The 24,117-nt window shown below is 33.9% G+C and carries 20 protein-coding genes; 13 read left to right on the top strand and 7 right to left on the bottom strand.

Translation table 11 applies throughout. From position 1 onward, the window contains the following. Nucleotides 1–33 precede the first annotated feature (33 nt). A complete protein-coding gene (locus BUC25_RS00310) occupies nucleotides 34–1,752 on the bottom strand; it encodes a methyl-accepting chemotaxis protein (RefSeq protein WP_244535095.1) in 1,719 nt (572 codons plus the stop codon). 253 nt (nucleotides 1,753–2,005) lie between these two features. On the opposite strand from BUC25_RS00310, the gene BUC25_RS00305 reads away from it, so the two are divergent. Both BUC25_RS00305 and BUC25_RS00300 read left to right on the top strand, forming a co-directional pair. Further along, a complete protein-coding gene (locus BUC25_RS00305; RefSeq protein ID WP_073198589.1) occupies nucleotides 2,006–2,197 on the top strand; it encodes a hypothetical protein in 192 nt (63 codons plus the stop codon). A 558-nt stretch (nucleotides 2,198–2,755) separates the two neighbouring features. Next, entirely contained in the window at nucleotides 2,756–4,135 is a 1,380-nt protein-coding gene (locus BUC25_RS00300; protein WP_073198587.1) for an MATE family efflux transporter, read from the top strand. 99 nt (nucleotides 4,136–4,234) lie between these two features. Here BUC25_RS00300 and BUC25_RS00295 read toward each other — a convergent pair whose 3' ends face one another. From BUC25_RS00295 to BUC25_RS00285, 3 genes are all read right to left on the bottom strand, one after another. After that, a complete protein-coding gene (locus BUC25_RS00295; protein ID WP_073198585.1) occupies nucleotides 4,235–5,221 on the bottom strand; it encodes a glycoside hydrolase family 43 protein in 987 nt (328 codons plus the stop codon). A gap of 187 nt (nucleotides 5,222–5,408) precedes the next feature. Beyond that, entirely contained in the window at nucleotides 5,409–6,221 is an 813-nt protein-coding gene (locus BUC25_RS00290; protein ID WP_073198583.1) for an ATP-grasp domain-containing protein, read from the bottom strand. 281 nt (nucleotides 6,222–6,502) lie between these two features. Further along, on the bottom strand, nucleotides 6,503–8,968 hold the full coding sequence (locus BUC25_RS00285) for a transglycosylase domain-containing protein (protein ID WP_073198580.1): 2,466 nt from the start codon (nucleotides 8,966–8,968) through the stop codon (nucleotides 6,503–6,505). Nucleotides 8,969–9,156: 188 nt separating this feature from the next. Here BUC25_RS00285 and BUC25_RS00280 point away from each other — a divergent pair, with 188 nt between their 5' ends. Together BUC25_RS00280 and BUC25_RS00275 are read left to right on the top strand one after the other, a co-directional pair. Continuing rightward, on the top strand, nucleotides 9,157–9,969 hold the full coding sequence (locus tag BUC25_RS00280) for a hypothetical protein (protein ID WP_073198578.1): 813 nt from the start codon (nucleotides 9,157–9,159) through the stop codon (nucleotides 9,967–9,969). A 116-nt stretch (nucleotides 9,970–10,085) separates the two neighbouring features. Beyond that, the gene (locus BUC25_RS00275; protein WP_073200362.1) at nucleotides 10,086–10,724 is read left to right on the top strand and encodes a hypothetical protein; all 639 of its coding nucleotides are present in this window, start codon (nucleotides 10,086–10,088) and stop codon (nucleotides 10,722–10,724) included. A gap of 133 nt (nucleotides 10,725–10,857) precedes the next feature. On the opposite strand, the gene BUC25_RS00270 is transcribed toward BUC25_RS00275, so the two are convergent. Continuing rightward, nucleotides 10,858–11,415, bottom strand: coding sequence for a TetR/AcrR family transcriptional regulator (locus tag BUC25_RS00270; RefSeq protein WP_073198576.1), 558 nt, complete (start codon nucleotides 11,413–11,415; stop codon nucleotides 10,858–10,860). Between the two features lie 216 nt (nucleotides 11,416–11,631). On the opposite strand from BUC25_RS00270, the gene BUC25_RS00265 reads away from it, so the two are divergent. The 4 genes from BUC25_RS00265 (at nucleotide 11,632) to BUC25_RS00255 (ending at nucleotide 16,718) form a co-directional block, all read left to right on the top strand. After that, the gene (locus BUC25_RS00265; protein WP_073198574.1) at nucleotides 11,632–13,635 is read left to right on the top strand and encodes an efflux RND transporter permease subunit; all 2,004 of its coding nucleotides are present in this window, start codon (nucleotides 11,632–11,634) and stop codon (nucleotides 13,633–13,635) included. A gap of 2 nt (nucleotides 13,636–13,637) precedes the next feature. Next, nucleotides 13,638–15,416, top strand: coding sequence for a coiled-coil domain-containing protein (locus BUC25_RS00260; protein WP_073198572.1), 1,779 nt, complete (start codon nucleotides 13,638–13,640; stop codon nucleotides 15,414–15,416). Between the two features lie 154 nt (nucleotides 15,417–15,570). Next, nucleotides 15,571–15,702, top strand: a complete 132-nt coding sequence (locus BUC25_RS19650; RefSeq protein WP_280174023.1) for a hypothetical protein — start codon at nucleotides 15,571–15,573, stop codon at nucleotides 15,700–15,702. A gap of 20 nt (nucleotides 15,703–15,722) precedes the next feature. Next, nucleotides 15,723–16,718 (top strand): LLM class flavin-dependent oxidoreductase, encoded by a 996-nt coding sequence (locus BUC25_RS00255; RefSeq protein ID WP_073198570.1) that lies wholly within the window; start codon nucleotides 15,723–15,725, stop codon nucleotides 16,716–16,718. 4 nt (nucleotides 16,719–16,722) lie between these two features. On the opposite strand, the gene BUC25_RS00250 is transcribed toward BUC25_RS00255, so the two are convergent. Beyond that, complete coding sequence (locus tag BUC25_RS00250) at nucleotides 16,723–17,283, bottom strand: hypothetical protein (RefSeq protein ID WP_073198568.1); 561 nt, start codon at nucleotides 17,281–17,283, stop codon at nucleotides 16,723–16,725. A 152-nt stretch (nucleotides 17,284–17,435) separates the two neighbouring features. Between BUC25_RS00250 and BUC25_RS00245 the strand changes: the two genes are divergently transcribed. Then, complete coding sequence (locus tag BUC25_RS00245; RefSeq protein ID WP_425292865.1) at nucleotides 17,436–18,293, top strand: phosphatidate cytidylyltransferase; 858 nt, start codon at nucleotides 17,436–17,438, stop codon at nucleotides 18,291–18,293. Between the two features lie 56 nt (nucleotides 18,294–18,349). On the opposite strand, the gene BUC25_RS00240 is transcribed toward BUC25_RS00245, so the two are convergent. Next, complete coding sequence (locus BUC25_RS00240; RefSeq protein WP_073198564.1) at nucleotides 18,350–18,631, bottom strand: hypothetical protein; 282 nt, start codon at nucleotides 18,629–18,631, stop codon at nucleotides 18,350–18,352. 317 nt (nucleotides 18,632–18,948) lie between these two features. Between BUC25_RS00240 and BUC25_RS00235 the strand changes: the two genes are divergently transcribed. The 4 genes from BUC25_RS00235 (at nucleotide 18,949) to BUC25_RS00220 (ending at nucleotide 24,109) form a co-directional block, all read left to right on the top strand. Next, nucleotides 18,949–20,157 (top strand): Bcr/CflA family efflux MFS transporter, encoded by a 1,209-nt coding sequence (locus BUC25_RS00235; protein ID WP_280174040.1) that lies wholly within the window; start codon nucleotides 18,949–18,951, stop codon nucleotides 20,155–20,157. Between the two features lie 382 nt (nucleotides 20,158–20,539). Then, complete coding sequence (locus BUC25_RS00230) at nucleotides 20,540–21,706, top strand: HD-GYP domain-containing protein (RefSeq protein ID WP_073198560.1); 1,167 nt, start codon at nucleotides 20,540–20,542, stop codon at nucleotides 21,704–21,706. Between the two features lie 152 nt (nucleotides 21,707–21,858). After that, nucleotides 21,859–23,040: a zinc metalloprotease gene (locus tag BUC25_RS00225; protein ID WP_073198558.1), complete on the top strand. Its 1,182-nt coding sequence runs from the start codon at nucleotides 21,859–21,861 to the stop codon at nucleotides 23,038–23,040. A 73-nt stretch (nucleotides 23,041–23,113) separates the two neighbouring features. Then, nucleotides 23,114–24,109 (top strand): S8 family peptidase, encoded by a 996-nt coding sequence (locus BUC25_RS00220; protein ID WP_073198556.1) that lies wholly within the window; start codon nucleotides 23,114–23,116, stop codon nucleotides 24,107–24,109. The last annotated feature ends 8 nt before the right edge of the window (nucleotides 24,110–24,117 follow it).

Genomic DNA, 24,117 nt, shown 5'->3' with positions numbered 1-24,117 from the left:
AAAAATACTAACACCTTTTTAAAGGGAAATGTCTTAGTTCTTTCTAACTCGTATATCAAAGCGTTTTGTGAGCTCAGCAAGGGATTGAGATAAATTGGTAAGAGTGAGACCGATCTCGTGAGTGTGTTTCATTTGTTTAATCTGTTCATCACTTGTTTCATACATTTGTTCAGTACTTGCTGATGTTTCTTGAGCAACGTATGAAAAATTATCAGTTGATTGTTCTAGTTTAGGTAATATATTTTGTAAATGATCAAGTTCTTGTTGCATACCCTGTATACGATTACTTACTGTATGTATTTCGTTCATCATTTTATCCACAGATATTTGTGACTTTTTTGCTGTTTCAAGATTAGAATTAATTTTTAAGTTCATATGTTCAAACTCTTCTGAAGCTTGAAATGCAACATTCTTCATTCCGGTTAGGGAGTCTGTAATTTCTTCCGATGTGTTTGTTGCTTGTTCTGCCAGCTTTCTTACCTCATCAGCTACGACAGCAAATCCTTTGCCATACTCACCAGCTCTTGCTGCTTCAATTGTCGCATTTAAAGCCAACAATTTTGTTTGCTCGGCAATACCTTTAATTAAATCTACTAAACTTGTAATTGAAGTAGAATGCGTATTAACTTTATAAATAGTTTTATTCATTTGTTCAAAGTCTTGTTCAAAGGACAATATAGTATGGATTAAATCTTTAATGTTTTGATCACCGTATTTTGCTGAATCATTCATATCCTTTGAGCTATTTTCTACTAATGTCATATTTTTGTTTAAGGAGACTACCCTATTTTTCATTTCTTGGAACTGAACCGCACTATCCTCAGCATTTTTAACTGTCTGTTCTGAACCTGATTTAACGATATTAATTGTTTCAATTAACTGATGACTTGAGGATAAAGAATCACTTGAAGATTCCTTTAGTTGAACACCAGTAGTTTTTAATTTTGTTGTAGTATCATTTAATTCATTCCACATTGTTCTAATTTGATCCATTAATTTTTGATAACTTTTGTGTAAGGATGTTATTTCTGGGATAGTTGTATCAATATTACTCGATATTAAATTTCCATTTTGTGCTTCATTCATCTCACTTTGAAGTTTAGATATAGGTCGAATTAAACTTCTGACAAATAAAATAATAAAAAAACAAGAAATAACTAGACTAATGACGATGATTATGCTTATATTTTGTCCTAATTTAATGACAGGTTCCATGTAAGAAGACGTTGGAACAGCAAGTACATAATTGCCACCAATTTCGGTTTGAAGGTCTTCAACAAATATAGTATAATCCTGATTTGCAATTTCTTCGTGCAATATACCTTGATTAAGATCACTCATTTTATTTATTAAGGGGACAGAAAAGGTTAGCTTGCTGTCACGACTAACTTGAAAAGGGATCACTTTGTTATCTTTTATATAAAAAATATCAGTATCGATACCTTCCTCACTTAGTTTATCCTGTTGTGACCGTATATTTATTTCTAATTGTTGCATAAAATACGCTTCATCACTTACATATAAAAACTTTAAGTTTTCGGCTATATATCGCATAAGTTCACCTTCTCGCATCAAACGGTTTTCAGTAGATGCTATGGTAGTTTCTTTAGCATTTATGTAAGAATTTACACCGACTATAACAACTGAAAGTATGAGAAATGTGACAAATAAAATAAGTAACCGTGTTTGTAATGAAAGTGTTATTAATATGCTTCGCATGTACTTCTTTAAATTTAATAGTATAATCTTCAATGACAAACCCTCCTTTTAACGTAGGTCTTTCGACTCTTGTAGATATATTCTAGCAGAGAAATATTAAAGAATTGTAAAATTAATACAAGTTTTTTGTAAATTCCGTAGATATGAAAGGTTTTAAAACTTACTAGTACATGATCAAAAGAAGTATTTACTGCCGTATTAGCAAATGTTTTTTCCGTGGAGTTTATTTCAGCTTAATTAGTGTTATATAAGTTAATATGAGCTGATTTTAAAGGAGGTTATTATAGTGGCTGTTTATATTATTCTTATCCTGATAATTTGTATCTCTGCATTTTTACTAACGTTCCAACAATTAGGTAGAAGTGATCCTAATTACAGAGAAGAAAGCAAAACACAGCTGAAGCGATTATCGATGATATACGTTGTTGCGATTATAGGATCGGTTATTGCACTTGTTATATATATGAGTGTCTCGTAAGGAAATTAAATAGAAATGGTAGTGGTAAGAAAAGTCCATCTTTTTTAACAAGGGATGGCTCTTTTTTTATAAGCAAGAAAAGTATATAATCCGCTTTATCTTATAGTGACTATAAATTCCCCGCTTCGGCTGTCCATTTCCCTTTCCATGGCGTTTTCCCTTCAGCTCAAAATTACTACTAAAAAGAACGGGTGGGCTTCCCGGTTTTTCTTATGAAAACAGAAGTCTAGAAGGTCGTATCGTTGATTTACAAAGTGTTTTCTGCTATTTCACATTTCACTTAAATAAAAAAGTGCATATTTCCTGTGCAAGTCTGTATGTGTCTCCTTTATCACAGCTAATTATAAAGTCGCTAAATTCAAGGGTGCGCTAACTTTTTCTTTTTGTCAGAGGTGATACTTTAAAAAACTGTGCACCTTCTTTGATAAGTTAAGATTTGAATCTTATCATTTTGAGATAAAGCTGTTTTTTAATAATATATACTCCAATACTTTATCTTTTTTAGACAAGAGGGGACAGTAGAATGAAACAGTCAGAGAAAGTAAATGGTAATTGCTAATGTCACATTTAACAAATAACCCACCATCAAAGAAAAAGATCACCTTACTTGCTATAACATGGCCGTTATTTATAGAAGCGTTTTTGCAGACGTTCATGAGAATTGCAGATATTTTTATGTTGAGTTTCGTTTCTGACGAAGCCGTTGCAGCGATTGGCGTTGTGAATCAAATAATGATGTTTACTTTTGTTTTATTTAACTTTACCGCAATGGGCTCTGGAGTAGTTATTGCACAATTTGTTGGAGCAAAAAAACCTAAAGAAGTAAGCATAACAATCACAAATGCCATGGTGCTCAATCTAGCATTTGGTTTATTTATAAGTGGTTTGATTGTAATATTTAGGGAGCCTTTTCTAATTTTGTTTAATTTAGAAGATCATTTAATAGAATATGCCAACATTTATTTACTAATTGTTGGAGGAACCCTGTTTACTCAAGCGATGGTTATGACAATGTCTTCTGCATTGCAAGCGCAAGGCTATACAAAAGACGTGATGTATCTTGTTTTAGGAATGAACATCTTAAATATAATTGGTAATTATTTATTTATTTTTGGTGCTCTTGGCTTCCCACAATTAGGTGTCATGGGTGTTGCGATAGCTACTGCGGTAAGTCGAGGAATAGCTATGATCGTCGTTTGTATCATATTGTATAAAAGAATCGAGATAAAAATAAAATTAAAGGATTATTTTCATTTAAAGAAAGAGTATATCAAAAAAATTATGGGAATTGGTGTGCCAGCTGCCGGAGAACATCTTTCTCATAGTTTAAGTCAATTAATAATAACAGTATTCATTACTTTACTAGGTGCAAATGCTTTAGCAACGAGAGTGTATACCCAAAATCTCATGAATTTTATGACGGTGTTTTCAGTTTCAGTTGCCAAGGGGATGCAAATTATGATCGGGCAACTGGTTGGTGCGGGTAAAATAGAAGAAGCCTATCGTCAAATGTTTAAAGGATTAAGAGTATCAATAGTCATTGCCTTATCAATCGGTACCATTATTGCTTTTTTCAGTGAAAGTCTTTTAGGGATTTTTACGGATGATGCAGAAATAATAGCATTGGGTTCGATCTTGCTCTTTTTAGGAGTCATTTTGGAACCAGGTCGTACTTTCAATTTAGTAATCATTAGTTCCTTACGAGCAGCGGGTGACGCACGTTTTCCTGTCGTTGTCGGTATTATTTCAATGTGGGGAGTTAGTGTTACCTTGGCATACATATTTGGTATTTCTTTAGGTTTTGGCCTAATAGGTATATGGATTGCGATTATTCTTGATGAATGGTTACGAGGAATACTCATGTTTTTCCGCTGGAGAAGTCGAAAATGGGAACAGAAAATATTAGTTGAAGATGAAAAAGAAGTGATAAGTAGTTAAAGTTTTAAAAGACAAATGAAAAAGCTCTAATAACAATAAGAAGTTGTTATTAGAGCTTTAATTATTTATAGCATGATAATCGACTGTAGTTCTATCATTTTATTTATTTTCGTACGGTTCAATTGTTTGAATATTGCCAGATTCATCATACGTTATTTCAGTGAATTTAATTGAACGTTGATGATTTATACCATTTGATAAAGATGCGTCATGGTAGAACAGATACCATTTATCATTAAATTGAACGATTGAGTGGTGGGTAGTCCAGCCAATAACAGGGTTCAAAATAGTTCCTTTAAATTCAAATGGACCATATGGATTGTCACCTACCGCATAGACGATTTTGTGAGTGGTACCGGTTGAATAAGACAAGTAATAACGACCATCATATTTATGTACCCAAGCTCCTTCAAAAAATCTGCGATCCTCATCACCAGCGAGGATTGGATTCCCATCACTATCGACAATTGAGATTTCCTTTGGATCTTCTTTAAAGGTAAGCATATCATCACTAAATTCTGCAATACGTGGACCATATGCTGGTTTGTCAGGTGCAGGTTCCTTTCCTTCCGGATTATGGCTACCTGTTTGCCATTGTTCTAATTGACCGCCCCAAAGTCCACCTATATAACAATATGCTTTGTTATCATCGTCAATTAATACAGCCGGATCTATACTATAACTACCTGGGATATAATTTTCTTCAGGCTTGAAGGGTCCTGCAGGATTGTCGCTGGTTGCAATCCCGATTCGGAAAATCCCATCATGATCTTTAGCAGGGTACACAAGATAATATTTACCATTTTTGTATGCTGCGTCTGGTGCCCACATTTGCTTACTTGCCCATGGAATATCTTTTACATGGAGCACCTCACCATGATCTACTACTGGAGCGCTTTCATTTTCCATAGAGAAAACATGATAGTCTTCCATTGCGTATTGAGAGCCATCATCAAAAGATTCGCCATCGTGCTCCAAATCATGCGATGGATAAATATAAATTTTCCCCTCAAAAACATGTGCAGATGGATCTGCGGTATAAATATGTGTTACTAGGGCTTCATTTTGTTTGGATTGATTACTCATAAAATTCCCTCCATAAATTAGTCTCATATCATTATAACCAAAACGAACTACTTTGTACAGTGGAAAAACTAAGTTGTATTTAATAATAAAAGTTTTATATTTAAAGTTTTCTACTAGTCTTTTTAAAATACTAGAGGAGGAGATGAGACTATTCAGATATGATATCGATAGGTGTTGTTATTAGTTTCTAAGAAATAATCTTTCCAGGCGTTGTAGGAGTAGGGTTGGATGGCGAAAAGTGACTAGAAATATAAGCATATATAGATTGAGCCACTGTTGCGTCTTTTCTATTCAACCCTTGATTCCCAAATAAGACATTAAATTCTAGTATATAAAAACGACCTTCACTAACTATGATATCAAACCCGGCATGGTTAATATTTAAGGCACGAGCAATAGTAATTACAAGTTTTAAAGCATCTTCAGGAATAAATTGTGAACAAACTGAACCGCCTTGGGAAATATTGTGTAAAAACTCTCCTTCTATTCCCACACGCCAATAGGCAGCATATATTTCATCACCAACAACACAAACTCGTAAATCTTTTCCATCATTAATTAGGTATTCCTGGATATAAAGCACATCATTTTTTGAGGCATATTCTCGCAACGCTTCTTCAGATTCTATTAAAAATACTCCTTTCCCCATCGAATTTTTTGCTTCTTTAGCAACAAAAGGGAAGGGGAAAGTGGTTAGGATTGCTTGGATATTGGATTCAGTGCTCTCGAGAATTTCCGTATATGGTACATACTCTTTTGCTACAGACCAGAGCGCACGAGTCATTTCTATTTTATTTGCACCTAGTTGCATTGTTTCAATACTAGGGAAAATGTTCTTTTTTAGTCCGAAAACAAGTGCAGGTACTTGCCAAGTCTCAGGAAACAAAACGAGATCTGCATCCTTTATTCTTTCTATTTCTTTATACATTAAGTCAGGTTTTATATAAGTTACACTAGGCATACCAATTGTTCGTAACGCATTAAAAGAAACTATATTCATCTTTCATTTCTCCATCTCTATTAAGTTATCTATATAATAGTAGCATTTTTTTCAATAAAAGCTAGACTTAATTTATTTCGGAGGATGAAATTTTAAGAACATTCAAGGGAAGTATGCGTTGTTAAGGTGAAGTAACAATTTATCTATTATTAAGTCACCAAATCTTCTGAAAGTTATTATCAAAAGTTCACTATTAAGTGAGCTTTTAATTTACAAAAAAAAGCAAGAGCCTAATAAAAAGCTCTTACACACTTTTCTTGACAAGCCCCTTGCAAACTCATCTAGTTATTTTGAATATTATTTTCTTCTTCTACTTTGGTATCATTATTGACAGAGTCAGTAGTTGAAGATGAATTCTTTTCGGAGTCATCATCTTGTTTATCTACTTCTTCATCTTCTTTATTCTCAGTGTTATTATCGGTGCTTTCTGTATCCGTCTCCTGATCAACCTCTTCTTTCTCATCAGGCTTTGTCGAGATTTCATCGTTGTCTGGCTTTTTCTCTTGATCATCTTGTTCTTCTGTATTATTTCCATCTGTAGTTTGCTCTTTCTCTTTCTTGTTACTTACTGGAGTATTATTGGCTTCTTTTTTCTCTTTGTTTTTCTCTTTTTCTTGTTTTTTCTTCTTTTCTTTCTTATTTTTCTCCTCATTTTTCTTATCATCTACTTCTTTCTTTTTGTCCTCTTCTTGTTTCTTCTCTTTTTCCTTATTCTTTTGAGAAGTATTGTTAACCTTCTTTTTCGCTGGTATATATTTAGTTGGAAGCGTCGAACCTTCAACGAATAACTCTGTAATCCTACTATAGCTAGGTGTATGAGCTGAAGCCTTTTTACCATTTCGTTTGTCAATATCGACTTTCTTTACGGTAGAAGGTTGAATAAATGACTCTGTGTCAACATCCTTAGAAACTGCAGTCATAATCTCCTTGAATAACAGTCTTGATATACGAGCATCTTCTTTCGTAATATATTGTTCTTGTGATGTTGTTTCATATCCGGTCCAAACCGCTGCAGTATATTCAGTAGTATAGCCGACAAACCAAGAATCCGTGGACCCATTTTCAATACCTTCAGGTGCATTTGTTGTCCCTGTTTTACCTGCCAGAGGTAAACCCTCTATATTAGCTAAGGTACCAGTTCCATGCTGAACTACATCACTCAGCATATCCGTAATCATGTAAGCCGTATAATCACTCATCGCTTGTTTTCCCTCAGATTGATATTCCATTATTTCACCAGTTGGATATTCAACTTTTGTAACACTGTATGGTTCGTGGTACTCCCCTTGATTGCCGAATGCCGCATATGCACCCGCCATGTTTAATGGGGATACGCCATCTTCATCTCCAAAGCCACCAATGGCATAAGAAGGATAGGCATGCTCTAAATTTAATCCTAAATTAGAAGCAAATTCTTTTGCTTGATCTTTTTCAAGTTCTAAAAAAGCCTTGATTGCAGGAATATTGTATGATTTCACTAACGCTTCACGCATCGAGACCATTCCACGGAATGAATCATCATAATTTTTAAATGTTTTGTCACCTATTTTAAGTTCTTCATCTTTAATTTGATAATAAGTAGATTTTTTTTGATATTCAATCAGCGGACCATAGTCTAAGATTGGTTTAATTGTCGATCCTGGTTGTCTTTTGATATCTGTTGCAAAATTAAATCCTTTTTTAATTTCTTGCTCTCCAGGATTTCGATTACCACCTATTGCTCGAATAGCTCCTGTTTTAGTATCAAGTAAAACAACACCAGATTTAAAGTTATCATTAGGAAAAGGGATAATATCAGTACCAGTCATCATTTTTTCTGTATTAGATTGAGCATTTGGATCAAGTGTTGTATAGATTTTTAATCCACCTGAATATATTTCATCCTCTTTGATTCCTTTTGTTTTTAATTCTTCTACCACATGATCGATAAAATATTGATATTGCTGTTTATTTTTTGATTGGTGAAGAATATTGTCTAATTCAGTTGCTTGTGCTTCTTTTTTTTCTTCTGTTGATATAAAATTATTTTTTTCCATGGAAGCTAATACAATGTCTCTTCTGTCTATTGCTAGTTCAGGATGTGCATATGGATCATATCCACTTGGTCGTTGAGGAAGTCCAGCTAACAATGCAGCTTCTTCTACTGAGAGATCACTTACTTTTTTGTTAAAATAGACTTCTGAAGCTGCACCAATTCCATAAGCGCCGTTACCAAAGTAAATTTTGTTTAAGTACATTTCTAATATTTCATCTTTAGAATAATTCTCTTCCATTTGAAGGGCTAAATACGCTTCCTGTGCTTTTCTCTTTAAGGTTTTTTCAGGGGAGAGATACGCATTTTTAACCACTTGTTGAGTAATGGTACTTCCGCCTTCCGCACCCCAGCCTTCTTTGACATTGGCGATTGCTGCACCAGCTATTCTTTTTATATCGATACCGTCATGATCTCTAAATCTAGCATCTTCAATAGCTATAAATGCATTCTGTACAATCATAGGAACATCCTTAATATCAACTGGTAAGCGATGTTCTGCACCAGAAATATTGGCAATCTTGTTTCCATTCATATCGTAAATAATGGAGGTTTTTGCATTTTTAAGCTGTTTTTCAGTTAATGGTGGTGTGTCTTCAATTAGTGCAAATCCAGTTATCCCAGCAATGATAACGAAAGATAGAGGAAAAAGAAATAAAGCTAATAATAATTTTAAAAATCCTTTTTGATTTCCTGTCTTACTTTTGTGTTTCATGATGTCAACCCCTCTAATAAATAGTCCTGACTAAAAATACCCTTTATATTGATAAAATAAACCGTTTTTAAATAATATAGATTTTTAGACCTACAATTTAATTGGATTGTCCAAATATACGACTTGAAGGTTACAGTCAATTATCATAATATGTAATTTATGGATGAATTTAAAAGAGGTGATTGTTAATGATAGCAAGTTTGTATAAACGACGTGAGAAATTAGCATACATAATTTTATTGGTATTATTTGTTGTTATTAGCAGTTTCATCATTTTTGATACACCATCAACTATTAATGAATGGCTAGAAGTGCTTTTGGCATTGTTTCCTTGTGCTTTTATTCTGGTTCTGGCTGTGTTGAGCAGACACAAATATAATCAACTGAAAGATAGCGAAATTCCATATTCGGAGCTTAGCTTAGTTGATTTGCATCATTTAGTCCTTAAAAATGATGCCAGGGTTTTACCGCAATTATTATTCATTGAAAAGCAAGGTAATTATGTTGGTACTCTTAAAACAATTTATTTACCTTGGTGGTATTATCCGGTAGCGGCTTTTAGTAATGTTATGCTATCTCTTTTGCCTGTTACTATGGGTTTTTATACGCACGATGGAGAACTATTGTTTTATTTTAAGAGAAAAGGTGTGAAGGTAACAAGGTTGTTTATTTACGATCACAATAATCATTTTTTGGGCAGTTATGTACAAAATGATTTTAAAAATGTGATAAATACAAAAGGGAAGTTATTTGACGAAGAAGATAAGTTACTTTTGAAGATAAAGGTATCTGGTATGTCAGGTGATTTCGATCTCAGAGACGATAACAATCATCGCTGGGCATATTTCTATAATGGTAAATTCCCTCATGAATACACACATGTTTTTAACGAACTTAACAACGATATGGTTGAAATCTCTAAAGAATTAACGATAGAAGAGAAAATGCTTCTACTGTCTATTATTGGTTACATATTTACCTTTAGGGATAACCGAAAATAAAAAACTACAGTACTGCATTTACATGATTTAAGTCGATCAAATGGATAATTATGTTAAAATGATGTGAGCAATAGCATACACATATGGTTAAAAGAAAGAAGGGAGTGGATTTGAGAGTGGATATATTAATTGACTTTCAATGGGAAATTTTCATCGTAATCGAAATTATATCATTTATTTCATTACTTTTATTTGGTGTGTTTCGTTATTTCTTTGGTAATAAGAGCATAAGTACGCTTTTTATTTCTACCTTTTTACTTTTAGTAGTTGTGGAAGCTTTATTAGGAATTGCCATTTATCAATACACGGGGGAGTTCTCCACTTTTCAAATGGTCCTCCTTATATTTGTAGTATATGCATGTACATTTGGTATTGTTGATTTCAAGAAATTGGATCGATGGATGAGGAGAAAAATTGGTGGGTGGCGCGGTGTAGATCTTCTTACCGCAAAAGATTATAAAATTATTGAACAGAATCAAGATCCGAAGTACGTTGCGAAAGTCAATAGAAACAGCGCAATGATACATTTAGTCGTCTTTGTGATTGCTCAGGGTATCTTTTGGATGATGGGATTGGATACTTGGGATGAGGCGATGTATTACTTAACAGACTTTTCCTGGTTTGAAACAGGAAACTATCAAGATTCACCCTATCCAAATGAAACGTTATATAGTATTGGAACGCTTTGGGCAGTCATATTTGCTATCGACTTTTTATATTCTTGGTCGTATACTATATTCCCTTCAAGTAAATAAAAAACGAAACAAATTAAATTCAATATGTCGTAGTGAATCGTGCATTCACCACTTCGGCTTGTATGGTCATTACTTCCGAAGTGGATCCCCAAACTTTCTCTTATAACCATAGCACAGCTAATAGCTAAATAGCTCAATTCATAAACAATAATCCTTTATTCGTAAATTGACTGATCATTTCGGCTATCCGTCTAGGTGATTCCTTCGTGTCGTTAGCAAGCCATTCTTTAATCACATGAAGTGCGCCACTAATAATAAACGTACTGAGATAACTAGCTTCAGTGGTTTTCATATTAATCGCTTTATTTAACAAAAATTCTCTCGCTATATCCATCACTCTCTTTTCAAAACTGGTTCCAGTATTGCGATGGAGTAATGTTTGACAAATCTCTTTTCTATTTTTGATATATTCCAATAACTTCTCTGTCATTTCAATTGATTCTTCCTCTTCAACGAAATTACATTCATTTAAGTATTTATTCATTTCTTCGATTATTTCAGCTTCGATTTGGTATAGTAAATCAAATTGATCGGTGTAATGTGTGTAAAATGTAGAACGATTGATATCTGCAAGCACACAAATTTCCTTTACCGTAATAGAAGAGAAAGCTTTTTCGTTTAATAATTGAATGAAACTGTTTTTTAATACCATCCTTGTATACTTTTTTCTTCGATCTAGATTTATACTCAATAGAATCCCTCCTAAATGTGAATTTTTTGTAACAAATCAACAAAAACGTTAAATATGTTGGAAAACAAACATGGTAAAAAAAACTGTTTGTTGAATATCCAACACGGTGTCTATATAATGATAAAGTGGAATCAAGATAAATGCAAGAGAGGATGAATTACGATTGATCTTTCAACAAAGATAATCCGATATAAGAAATCAATAGTTATCACATTTATGCTGATTACTTTAATTAGTGTCATTACGCAATTTGGTGTTTCCGTCAATTATAACATGGCTGATTACTTGCCTGAAGATGCGCCCTCCACAAATGCTATGGATTTGATGGAAGAGGAATTTGATTCAGGTGTAGAAAATGCCCGTGTAATGTTAGAAGATGTGACTGTACAGGAAGCACTTGAGTATAAAGCAGAGCTAGAAGCCATTGATGGAGTGAGTGAGGTTACTTGGCTCGACGATGCTATTGATATAAAGGCACCACTTGAAATGGCAGATCAAGATACTGTTGAAACCTACTACCTTGATCAAAATGCACTATTATCCTTACATATTCGCGATGGGGATGAAGTGGCGATTACAAATGAAATTTATACGCTGATTGGTAAAGAGAATGCATTGGCAGGGGAAGCTGTCGACACTGCTGTTTCACAGGAAATGGCAGGATCGGAATCTGCTTATGCGGCCTTATTGCTTGTACCAATCATCATCATTATATTAGTTCTTTCTACTAACTCGTGGATGGAGCCAGTTTTCTTTCTAACGGCTATTGGTGTATCGGTATTAATAAATCTCGGTACAAATATTTTCTTGGGAGAAGTATCTTTTGTCACCCAATCGGTTGCTCCGATATTACAGTTAGCAGTCTCGCTAGATTATGCGATATTTCTGCTCCATAGTTTTTCGGACTTTCGAAATAAAGGTGAAGCACCAACAAGTGCGATGCGGCTAGCAATGAAGCAATCCTTCCCAGCCATTGCAGCAAGTGCTTCGACCACATTTTTTGGTTTTATGGCGCTTACCTTTATGAATTTTGAGATTGGAGCAGACTTAGGGGTAAACCTGGTAAAAGGGATTGTGCTCAGTTTCATTAGTGTAATGATCTTTTTACCTGCATTAACGCTCACCTTTTACAAGTGGATCGATAAAACAAAGCATAAACCACTAGTGCCAACCTTTAAAAATATTGGCAGAAGAGTGATGAAATTCCGAATTCCAAGTATCATTCTTGTATTTTTAATTTTGATACCTGCATTTTTAGCACAAAGTAATACGAGTTTTATTTACGGAACAGGTGAACATCCAGAAGACATGCGAGTCGGTCAAGATGAAAGAGCAATTGAACAAGTATTTGGCAAATCAACACCACTTGTTTTATTAGTTCCAAAAGGGAACGTCGCTAAAGAGGAAGAACTGATACAGGAATTAGAAAATGTTGATCATGTTTCGAGTGTATTAGCTTATGTTAATACAGTTAGTGCAGCTATCCCTTCTGAGTATTTAGATGAATCAATAACAGAGTCCTTCTATTCGGATAATTATGCAAGGATTATCCTAAATACTACTACCGATTCTGAAGGAGAAAGAGCATTTGCTTTAATAGAGAAAGTTGAAAGAATGGCAGAAGAACTTTACGGAGATGATATTTACGCACTCGGTGAAAGTGTTACCTTGAATGATATGAAAGATACCGTAGAAAAAGATAACATCGTAGTAAATATTTTAACGATTGTGGCAATAGCACTTGTTTTATTAGTGACTTTCCGTTCGATCTCAATGCCAATTGTATTATTATTAACGATTCAATCAGCAGTATGGATTAACTTATCTGTACCATATTTTATGGATACATCTCTGGTTTATGTAGGGTATTTAATTGTTAGTACAGTCCAATTAGCGGCAACGGTCGATTATGCGATCTTATTAACAGAAGCATATAAAGAAAACAGGAAAGAAATGTCGGCAATGAAAGCAATCAAAAAAACAATTGATGAAAAAATCTTTTCGATACTCATATCTGCTTCGATCTTATCAAGTGTAGGATTTATCCTGGCATGGACTTCCACTAATCCAATCGTGTCATCGATAGGATTATTATTAGGAAGAGGAGCGTTGCTAGCGTTTATTTTGGTAGTCTTTTTCTTACCAGCAATGCTTGTCGTTTTTGATAAAGTGATTAACGTAACAACATGGAAAGCAAACTTTTACAAGGAGAAAGGTTGATTATGATAATTAAACGTATCTTAGTAGTCTTTACAATTAGTATATTGTTGTTGTCGACTGTAACTGTAGTAGCTGCCAGTCCGAAAGTGGAAAAAGATGAAGTTGTTTATACAACTTTACAACCAAATGGTGCGCAACAAGAAATGTATGTAGTTAATAGTTTTGAAGTTGATGAAACGAGTGATATTACCGATTATGGTAACTATACAATGGTTAAAAACTTAACAGATCTATCCGAAATGAAGAAGTCAGATGACGAAATCTCCTTCACTGCCTCTGAAGATACCTTCTATTATCAAGGCAATCTTGAAGGGAAACCCTTACCATGGGAGTTTGATATTTCGTATCAGCTCGATGGAGAAAAAGTAACACCTGAAGATATGGTGGGGAAAGACGGACATTTAAAAATAGAAATCGAAACTTCTATAAATGAAGACGTGAATCCTATTTTTGTTGAGAACTATTTATTGCAAATCGCATTGACCGTAGATGCGGAGAAATATCAAGAAATAGTAGCGGAAGAAGGCACCATAGCAAATGCAGGAAAAAATAAACAAATAACGTTTACTGTGATGCCTGATCAAGAAAAAAATCTGGTAATGGAAGCAGATGTAACAGACTTTGAGTTAGAGGCGATTGAAATTACCGGAATTCCCTCATCGATGTCGATCGAATCTCCCGATGTAGACGAAATGACAGAGGATTTTCAAAGCTTAACAGATGCAACTGAAGAAATTGATAATGGTGTCGGAGAATTGAAAAACGGTATCACGGATTTAAATAGTGGGATGAATGAATTAAAAAATGGCTCAAATGAATATAAAAATGGTATCGTTGAGTTAAATAATGGCTCATCCGATTTGATAAATGGCTCTGCTTCTATTAATGAAGCATTATCGAGTATAAACACATCTTTGGATCAAGAGATGAGTATGGGCGATTTCTCAGAATTACAAGAAGGTTTAGCGCAAGTTGCTGATGGACTGAGAGAAATCGAAAAAGGATTGACTAATTTAAACGATAACTATACCAAAGCATACCAAACGTTGGATGAATCGATGAATGACATTCCTGCTTATGATATTACGGAAGAAGATATAAAAAATATTTCCGGCAAATTAGAAGAAGAACAAGATAGAGAAGTAGTACAAAAATTAGCAGAAACATTTAAGGCTTCTCAACAAGCAAAAGGCACATATGATGCAGCGAAAGAAGCATTTGCGGCTGTCAGTCCTACTTTAAAAGAAGTGAGCGGCTCTCAAATAGAAATGGCAAAATCTTTAGAAACGATGGCAAGTGAAATAGCTACTGCAAGTGAAGAAATGAATATTCAAGAATCAATGGCAGAACTGCAAGAAGGTTTATCTAGCTTATCAACAAACTATCAATCCTTTCATGGTGGGCTAGTTGAATATACGAATGGAGTAGGCGAGTTATCTCAAGCTTATCAAGACTTCCACCAAGGAGTAGTGGGAATTTCTGATGGTACTAGTGAATTAGAAAATGGTGCTTCGGAATTACACGAAGGTACTTCTGAATTGGCAGATTCCACAAGTGATTTGCCAGATCAGATGCAGGAAGAAATTGATGAAATGATCAATGAATATGATAAATCTGACTTTGATGCAGAATCTTTTGTTTCTGATAAAAATGAGAATGTGCAATCCGTTCAATTTGTAATCAAAACAGAAGCAATTACCAAGCAAGAACAAGAAGAAGAAGAGGAAGAAATACAAGAAGAGAAAGGATTTTGGGATAAACTATTAGATCTTTTTCGATAGGAAAGTGACGGATTAACACTCCGTCACTATTTTTGTATATACTGTGAATTGAATCGAGTCATAATAAAGGTATCGTTCAATAGGAAAAGAAAAGTCATCCCTTTTGTCCAATAAATCAGTTTATCGCCCAAAAGGGAAAGAAGGATCATCCGACTTGTCTGATAAACAAATATATCGCCCAGAAGAGAAAGAAAAGTCATTCGCTTCGCCCGATAAACCTATATATCAACCAAAACACAAAGAAAAATCATCCACTTTGTCTGATAAAACAACAAAATATAATTAATTAAAAGGAGAGTTAATACTTTGAAATTAAGTGTACTTGACCAAGCGCCAATATCAAGAGGGCAATCTCCAGAAGAAACGTTGCAGCATTCCTTAGAATTAGCACAATGGACAGAACAGCTAGGTTATCAACGTTATTGGGTTGCAGAGCATCATAATACCAACGGATTAGCGAGTTCTTCACCAGAAATAATGATGACAAGGATCGCCTCTGTCACTAAAACCATTCGTGTAGGGTCCGGAGGCGTGTTACTTCCACAGTTTAGTCCTTATAAAATAGCAGAGAATTTCAAGACTTTGGAGGCATTTTTTCCAAACAGAATTGATCTGGGAGTAGGACGATCACCTGGAGGATCTCAATTAACTCGTTCTGCATTAACCGATAATCAAAATAAGCCATTAAGCGAATTCCCAAGACAGCTTGCTGATTTGCAAGGTTTTTTACATAATACAATGCCACGTGAACACGAGTTTCGTCTAGTGAAAGCAGGACCTCGCATCGATCATTTCCCACCAATTTGGTTGTTAGGCTTATCAGAAAGAGGGGCAAAAACGGCAGCTAGTCAAGGAGTAGGTTTTGTATTCGGTCATTTTATTAAACCGGATAACGGTGAAAGAGTGTTGGAAACCTATAGGGAGAATTTTAAACCTTCTGTTACAAGCGATCAACCCAAAACAATTGTTTGTATTTTTGTAGTCTGCGCAGAAACAGGGGAGAAGGCAGAGGAACTTGCTTTAACGCAAGATAAATGGTTATTAAATGTAGGAAAAGGAGCAGATACTAAGGTTCCTTCAATCCAAGAAGTGCTAAATAAAGAATTCTCCGAAGAGGAATTAGCTGCAATCAAACAAAATCGCAAACGCTGTATTGTAGGGACCCCTGAAAAGGTAAAAAAAGAATTATTAAGTTTACAAAAACTTTATCAGACAGACGAATTTATGATTATCACCAATATTCATGATTTCGAAGCTAAGAAAGAATCATATCGATTAATCGCCAAAGCATTTCAGCCATGACAAGTTATTGAGATCTTGTCATGACTTTTTTTACCGGCGTATAATCAAACAGTTTTCCTTCGTAGATAAGTTCGAAGGATGAGTTCTTTCTAAAATCATCAGGGGTGACCATTGCCGGAAGTTTATCCCAAAGCCGAATACCGGACCGATAAAGTATATCGGCAACAAATTGAGAACAAAAATAGGAATTACTAAACTCTACAGGTTCTCTCAAAGATACGCCAATCACACCTAAAATATTATATAGAAATTTATGATTGTTTTTAATGAAAACTTCTAGAATTCTTTTCATCTTCTCTATTTCCCGTTCCGTCACCTTTAAACGATAGATAACACAGCTTGTATTTGGATACCTACTGTAAGTTCCAGTTAAAATATCCTCTTTTACAAATCCGCCATTTAGTGGATTTTTCGGATTCTTTCTGCCAAAGCTATACATCTCTTTTAGCTCTGAGTCAAATGACAACGAGGCATGATTATAAGGTGCTTTCGTGTATGTTTTAATGACATTTGTAAATAAAGTTCCTGTATCAGATAACATAATGTATACATATTCCTGCTTCATTTTGATCACCAACTTAAAAATTATTGACCTCTTTTCATTATAAAGCAAATCCTGTAAAATGAATGCAGTTTTTAAAAAAAGATTGGGTGGTCAAATTGCAAGAAACCATTTGGACTTTGGCAATTATATGTATTGTATTAATTATTGTTTCTATTGTTTTTAAAGTAGCACCACAATTTCAACAAGATAAAGACTTCTCCAAATTGCAAATAAGAGTTAAAACTTGGTGGGGGATGTTTGTAATATTTTGTTTTGCAACGTTATTTAACCCAAAAGTATCCCTTTTTGCTATTATGATTCTTTGCTACTTTGCTTTAAGAGAATACTTTTCAATGATGAAGACACGAAAATCAGACAGACGTATTTTTCTGTGGGCTTATTTTATGATTCCAATACATTTTTATTGGATTTATATCGGTTGGTATGGAATGTTTATCGTATTTATACCAGTATATGTATTCTTATTTTTACCTTTACCAAGAATAATTGGAAAAGGAACAGCAGGCTTTTTACGATCGGTAAGTTTTACACAGTGGGGACTCATGTTAATGGTGTTTGGTCTTAGTCATCTTGCATACTTCCCAGTGGCGACACCAGAATATGGGGCAAATCTTGTACTGTATTTAATTATCCTGACACAAGTAAATGATGTGATCCAATATTTGGTATCACTGTATTTTGGAAAACATAAACTCGCTCCAACTGCGAATTCATATATTACATGGGAAGGTTTTATTGCAGGACTAATCATTACAACGTTAACTTCCTATTACATATATCCTTTATTAACACCACTAGATTTTACTTTCGGAATTATATCGGGAATCTTGATAAGTGTGGCTGGCTTTTTTGGGAGTTTAACAATCTCTGTATTAAAACGAGACCTTTTAATAGGAAATACCGAAAAGCTGGAAAAATTAAAAGATAGATATTTAAATAGAATTGATAGTCTGGCTTATACAGCGCCAATATTTTTTCATGTCATTCGTTATTTTTTTGAATTTATGTAATAGAATACGATCGCACCTCAAAGTTGAGGTGCGCTTTTTTACTTTTAAGTAAGTGGTTAGTTTGCTATATGGTATGTGTCTGGAGTTAAAAAAGTAGTAATATCCTCTAAAGCTTGATTTGGTTTTTGTCCTTCAACGATAAAATGAATCTCACAATTTGTACTAGTTAATAAAGAGAAAGTGACAAGTCTTGGTAAATCTCCAAGTGGTGTTACCTCATGGTTGGCTAGTATATAAATCGATCCATTATAACTCTTCTCATAGGTGTGTAAATTGATAAGCTGATTCATATTTAACTTTTCTTCAAGTACCACTTTTTCAGATAAGATTTTTTTCATGTTGTTGATCCTCCTCATTTGTTATCTAATTATCACGGTGTCAATGTCTATAATATCCATACTTCAAGGTTCAAGCGTTAGCGACGGGATAAAAGGACGTTAGACTTCATGATACGGTTCGTCGAGCATAGTGGAAGTTTAAAACTCCCACTGATTGAAGTCTCATTTTATATATAGACCAAATGATTAGAAATGAAACACATTTTTGTGTTAAGAAAGCAAGACAAATGTAACAATTTGTTAACAAGTATTGCAAGCGGATCATTATTACTTTGCTTTTTGTTACTTTATAATAGGATGAATGAGGAGGGTTTATCATCGAGCAAAGACTACATAATCCAACAGGAAAACAACGGATAGGTTTAGCATTTTTATTAGCTATGCTAGCCATGTTAGGTCCGTTTAATATTGATATGTATTTACCAAGTTTTCCTCAAATAGCGGATGATTTAGGGGCACGGGCATCTCTCGTACAGTTAAGTTTAACTGCGTGTTTATTAGGTTTAGCGTTTGGGCAATTAGTAATTGGACCAATTAGCGATAGCATCGGTCGAAGAAAACCGATCTTAATCTTTATATCTCTATTTGCGATATTTTCATTATTGTGTGCATTGGCACCTAATATAATCGTTTTAATCATTGCTCGTTTCCTGCAAGGCTTTACTGCATCAGCAGGTGTTGTACTATCACGTGCAGTGGTAAGAGATGTATTTGATGGTAAGGCATTGACAAAATTTTTTGCATTATTAATGGTAATTAATGCAACAGCACCAATGATTGCACCAATTTCGGGTGGGGCAGTGCTTTTATTACCTTTTGCTTCATGGCATACTATTTTTGTTTTTTTATTTTTACTAGGGATCATGATGGTAACAATTAGTGCATTTAAATTACCGGAAACATTGCCAGAAGAAAATCGTACACCAAGCTCTATTATAAATTCTATTAAAACGATGGCAGGTCTGTTTAAAGACCGATCCTTTATAGGATATGCTATTGTTGTTTGTTTTGTACAAGGTGGTACATTCGCTTATGTTGCTGGAACACCGTTCGTATATCAGGATTTGTATAATGTTTCACCGCAAGTTTTCAGTATATTGTTCGGTGTAAATGGTTTAGCTATTATCTTTGGTAGTTTCCTGGTAGGACGCTTAAGTTCCATCTTTTCTGAACGAAGTTTATTACGCACAGGTGTCCTGATGTCGTTATCTGCTAACACAGTGTTATTGTTAGCTACTTTATTTCACTGGCCATTATTTATGCTAGTAATTCCGATATTTATTCATTTGAATTCAGTTGGGATTATCTTAACTAGTAGTTTTTCTCTAGCAATGGAACAACAAAAGAAAAATGCAGGAACTGCTAGTGCTCTATTAGGAATGTTGCCGTTAGTTATGGGGGCAATAGTAGCACCATTAGTTGGTCTAGATGAGACAACAGCCGTTCCAATGGGGGCAGTTTTATTTACAAATTCCTTAATAGGAACGATTATATTTTTGGTATTTACAAAGCCAAAAAAGGGATGAGACTAAAAATAGTTTCATCTTTTTTTAGATTCTTTTCTAAATCTCGCTCATTAACGAAGAGAGAATTGTTCATTATCAAGATCAATTATAAAGATTTGGAGGAAGTTTACATGTGTAATCGAGATTGCTATTGACATTGCTTATTACATTGCTACTTTCCCGTGCAATTCTTTTACTATAATTTCATCGCCACTTGCGACAAGTAATCATATTTTGTTCGATCATGTTGAGAAAAAAAGATGATAATTTGCCAATTTCGATCAGTTATTTACAGTGCTCGACATTTCGCTTATACTATAATTAATATTTTTAATAAAATTACAGGAAAAATGTAGAAATTTCGTTCTTTATATAGTATAATAATTTTAGAAAGGATCAAAACATGCAAAACTTACATAGATATTCTAACCTTCTAAATGAAGAAAAAAGAACCACAATATGGTTTCTATGGTTGTTCTATGGTATATATTTCGGATATGAAATAGTTTACTATTATATTTTACCTCAGATGCCATGGGAGTTAGATACAATAGGAAACAAAAATGGATTGGATTTTTTCATTTATGCAATTTGTATATTATTAATTCCCTTAGCTTACTACTTAATGAAACATGACAAATCCTTTCATATTAAATACATATTTTTTATAACTTTTACACTGACTAATTTAATAATAGAATTGATTTTCTATTTGGGTAATGACCAAACATATGCTAATGGGAATATTGTAGAATTAGTAATCATATTATTCTCTCCAATATTTGTTAATAAAACCTTTTTTTACTTAGTTTCTTTAGGGACAACTTTAAAGTTTATTATAGTCGGAGTAGTCTTGCAAGATATTATCGTTGTTATTCCTATATTGATGTTAAGCATTCTTTCAGTTGTTGCTTGTATCCTACTTTTTCGATTTCTAGCATATGTAAAGGCAATTGAGACATCATATGATAAACAGTTAGAGGGACTTGTAAAAGGGGTCATAGCAACTTTGGAATTGAAAGACCCATATACTCGTGGTCACAGTGAACGAGTAGCAGATTATGCAAATCTACTAGTGAAAGAAACAGGACAATTGAAGAATGATGAACAAAAGTTTTTCTATTATGCTTGTTTGTTACATGATATTGGAAAAATTCATATACCGGATAGTATACTGTCAAAACCTAGTAAACTCACAAAAGAAGAGTTTGATGTTATAAAAACACATCCTATAGTAGGAGCAGAGGCAGTAGAAGAAGTTGAAGGAATTGTAGATTATATAAATGTTATAAAGCAACACCATGAACGTTGGGATGGTAAAGGCTACCCAGAAGGAAAACAAGGTGATGAAATAGACTTTCTCGCCAGAGTGACAATGATTGCTGATTCATTTGATGCTATAACTTCTTCTCGTTCCTATCGAAAAGCGTTGTCGTTAGAAGAAGCGTATCGAATTATTGTAGAAGGAAGTGGAACTCAGTTTGATCCCGACCTTGTAGATACTTTTCAGACAGTGTATCCGATTTGGGTCGAGTATCATAAAAACTATCATGATTTAACAGATAAATAAAATAAAAAAGGGAGGTATGTATTATGAAGATCAGAAAATTAAATAAATTAAAGGCTACTTGTTGGTGGTGCCCATTCTATAACAATTGGCCAAGATAGTTTTATAAGGATGCTATGAGAATAGCATCCTATTTTATTATAGGTGGTGTTCTTATGAAAATATCTTTAGAGTCTAATATATTATTACACTCACTTCATATTAGAGAAGACAAAAAACATTACATCGTTGAACAGCCGCAAACTGGCGAATATTTTGAAATGCCTAGAGTTTGTATAGAGGCTATTAATAGAATTAATTCTGGTGATCCATTAAAAAGAGTGGAAGAGGAATTAATAGCTAGTTATCCTAAGGAAGAAATTGATCTAATAGATTTTATTGAACAATTAATTAAATTAGGATTAGTAAAAGAAGTAGATGGAGAAGTAATTATATTGAATAAGAAAAACTCTGCACCAACAGGATTTATGTGGGTATCCTCACAATTTGCGAACATCTTATTTAATCGATTTACAATCCCTATATTTTTTCTATTATTATTGTTCAATATTATTATGTTTATAAAATCACCACAACTTCTACCTGTATATTCTGATCTTTTTATATTTGATGCGATGGTGTTTAACACCTTACTATATGCTTTAATTATATTGATAATGCTCGTATTTCACGAATGTGGTCATATTTTAGCTATTCGTGCGCATGGTTTACCAGCAAATGTTCAGTTAAGTAACAGGCTTTTTCTCATTGTAGCAGAGACCGATTTAACACATGCATGGAAATTGCCCACAAAATCTCGAAATTTGTTATTTCTTGCTGGCATGTTTATTGATCAACTTATTCTGAGTTTGACACTAACATTAAAGCTTACAAATTTGTCTCAGAATTTAATTATTGATGGTATATTGTCATTAATTATATTAGATCTATTCATAAAAACAATTTATCAGTGCTGCATTTATATGAAGACCGATCTATATTATGTTTTAGAGAACGTGACAAGTTGTTATAATTTAATGGAAAACGGTAAAAAAAAGATGAGTAAATGGATACCTTTTATTTCAGAGGATAAGCATACAACAACATTTGAAGGAGAAGAAAAAATAGTTAAAATTTATTCGGTTTTTTATTTTATAAGTGTTGGATTAACAATGATTATTATTTTCTTTTTTTTCTTACCACAATTATATTATATGTTGTTAACTACTGTACCACATCTTACAGAGCCACTGAATAATCCTTATTTCTGGGATGCTATCGTAATAGTTGGTCAGACAATTCTTTTTTTAGTCTTACTAATTTATTCTATAAGAAAATCCAAAAAATCTATAGAATAATAGTCATATGGCTCATGCCATTTTACTTTTCTCTGAATCTACTGTAATAAGGCGTAGAAAAAGGAGGAAAAAAATGGCACAAATTAAATTAATTCCATACCAAGTTGAATCTACAGAGGATCATGCTGATGAAGTTCCATCTGGTGTCCAATTAATAAAAGCTCCTGAAAAGTGGCATAAAGGTTATAAAGGTAATCAAGTCGTTGTGGCTGTAATCGATACCGGTTGTGATACCAATCATCCCGATTTGAAAGACAGAATTGTCGGTGGACGAAATTTTACTAAAGAAAATTATGGTATACCATCAGATTTATCGGATGACAATGGTCATGGTACACATGTTGCAGGCACAATTGCAGCGAATATAAATGGTCACGGTGTAGCAGGTGTAGCACCAAAATCCCAATTGCTTATCTTAAAAGCATTTGATAAAAATGGAAAAGGTGAGATGGAAAGCATTATTAAAGCGATAGAGTATGCCATTCGTTGGCGAGGCAATCGAAATGAAAGAGTAAGAGTGATTTCTATGTCTTGTGGTACTTCTCAAAATAATAAAAGATTACATCAAGCCATTCAACAGGCAGTAAGAAATGATATATTAGTTGTCTGTGCGGCAGGAAATAATGGAGACGGTACAAGTGAAACTACTGAGAGGAACTATCCAGGTTATTATAAAGAAGTAATGCAAGTAGGAGCGGTAGACTTAGATCGGAAGTTAGCTGATTTTTCCAATACAAATGATGAAATCGACATGGTTGCTCCTGGAGTGAAAATTAAATCTACTTATCCTGGTAACAAATATGCAACAATGTCAGGTACATCTATGGCAACCCCACATGTATCGGGTGCAGCAGCGATTATTGTAGAACAGATGGAAAAGGAATTTGGCAGGAGGCTAACTGAACCTGAAATTTATGCACAGTTAGTTAAATCAACAATACCTCTTCAATATAGTAAAAGGATTGAAGGAAATGGATTACTTATGTTAGGGACAGATCATAATTCAAGTAATCAGAATAATTCACAAATACAAGGTAAGCCATATATTATATCCGAAGCTAGAATTTAAAAAATCGA

The sequence above is a fragment of the Gracilibacillus kekensis genome, assembly GCF_900143085.1.
Classification (GTDB): domain Bacteria; phylum Bacillota; class Bacilli; order Bacillales; family Amphibacillaceae; genus Gracilibacillus; species Gracilibacillus kekensis.
Note: the sequence above shows the minus strand (reverse complement) of the source record. Positions and strands in the feature narration are given on the sequence as shown.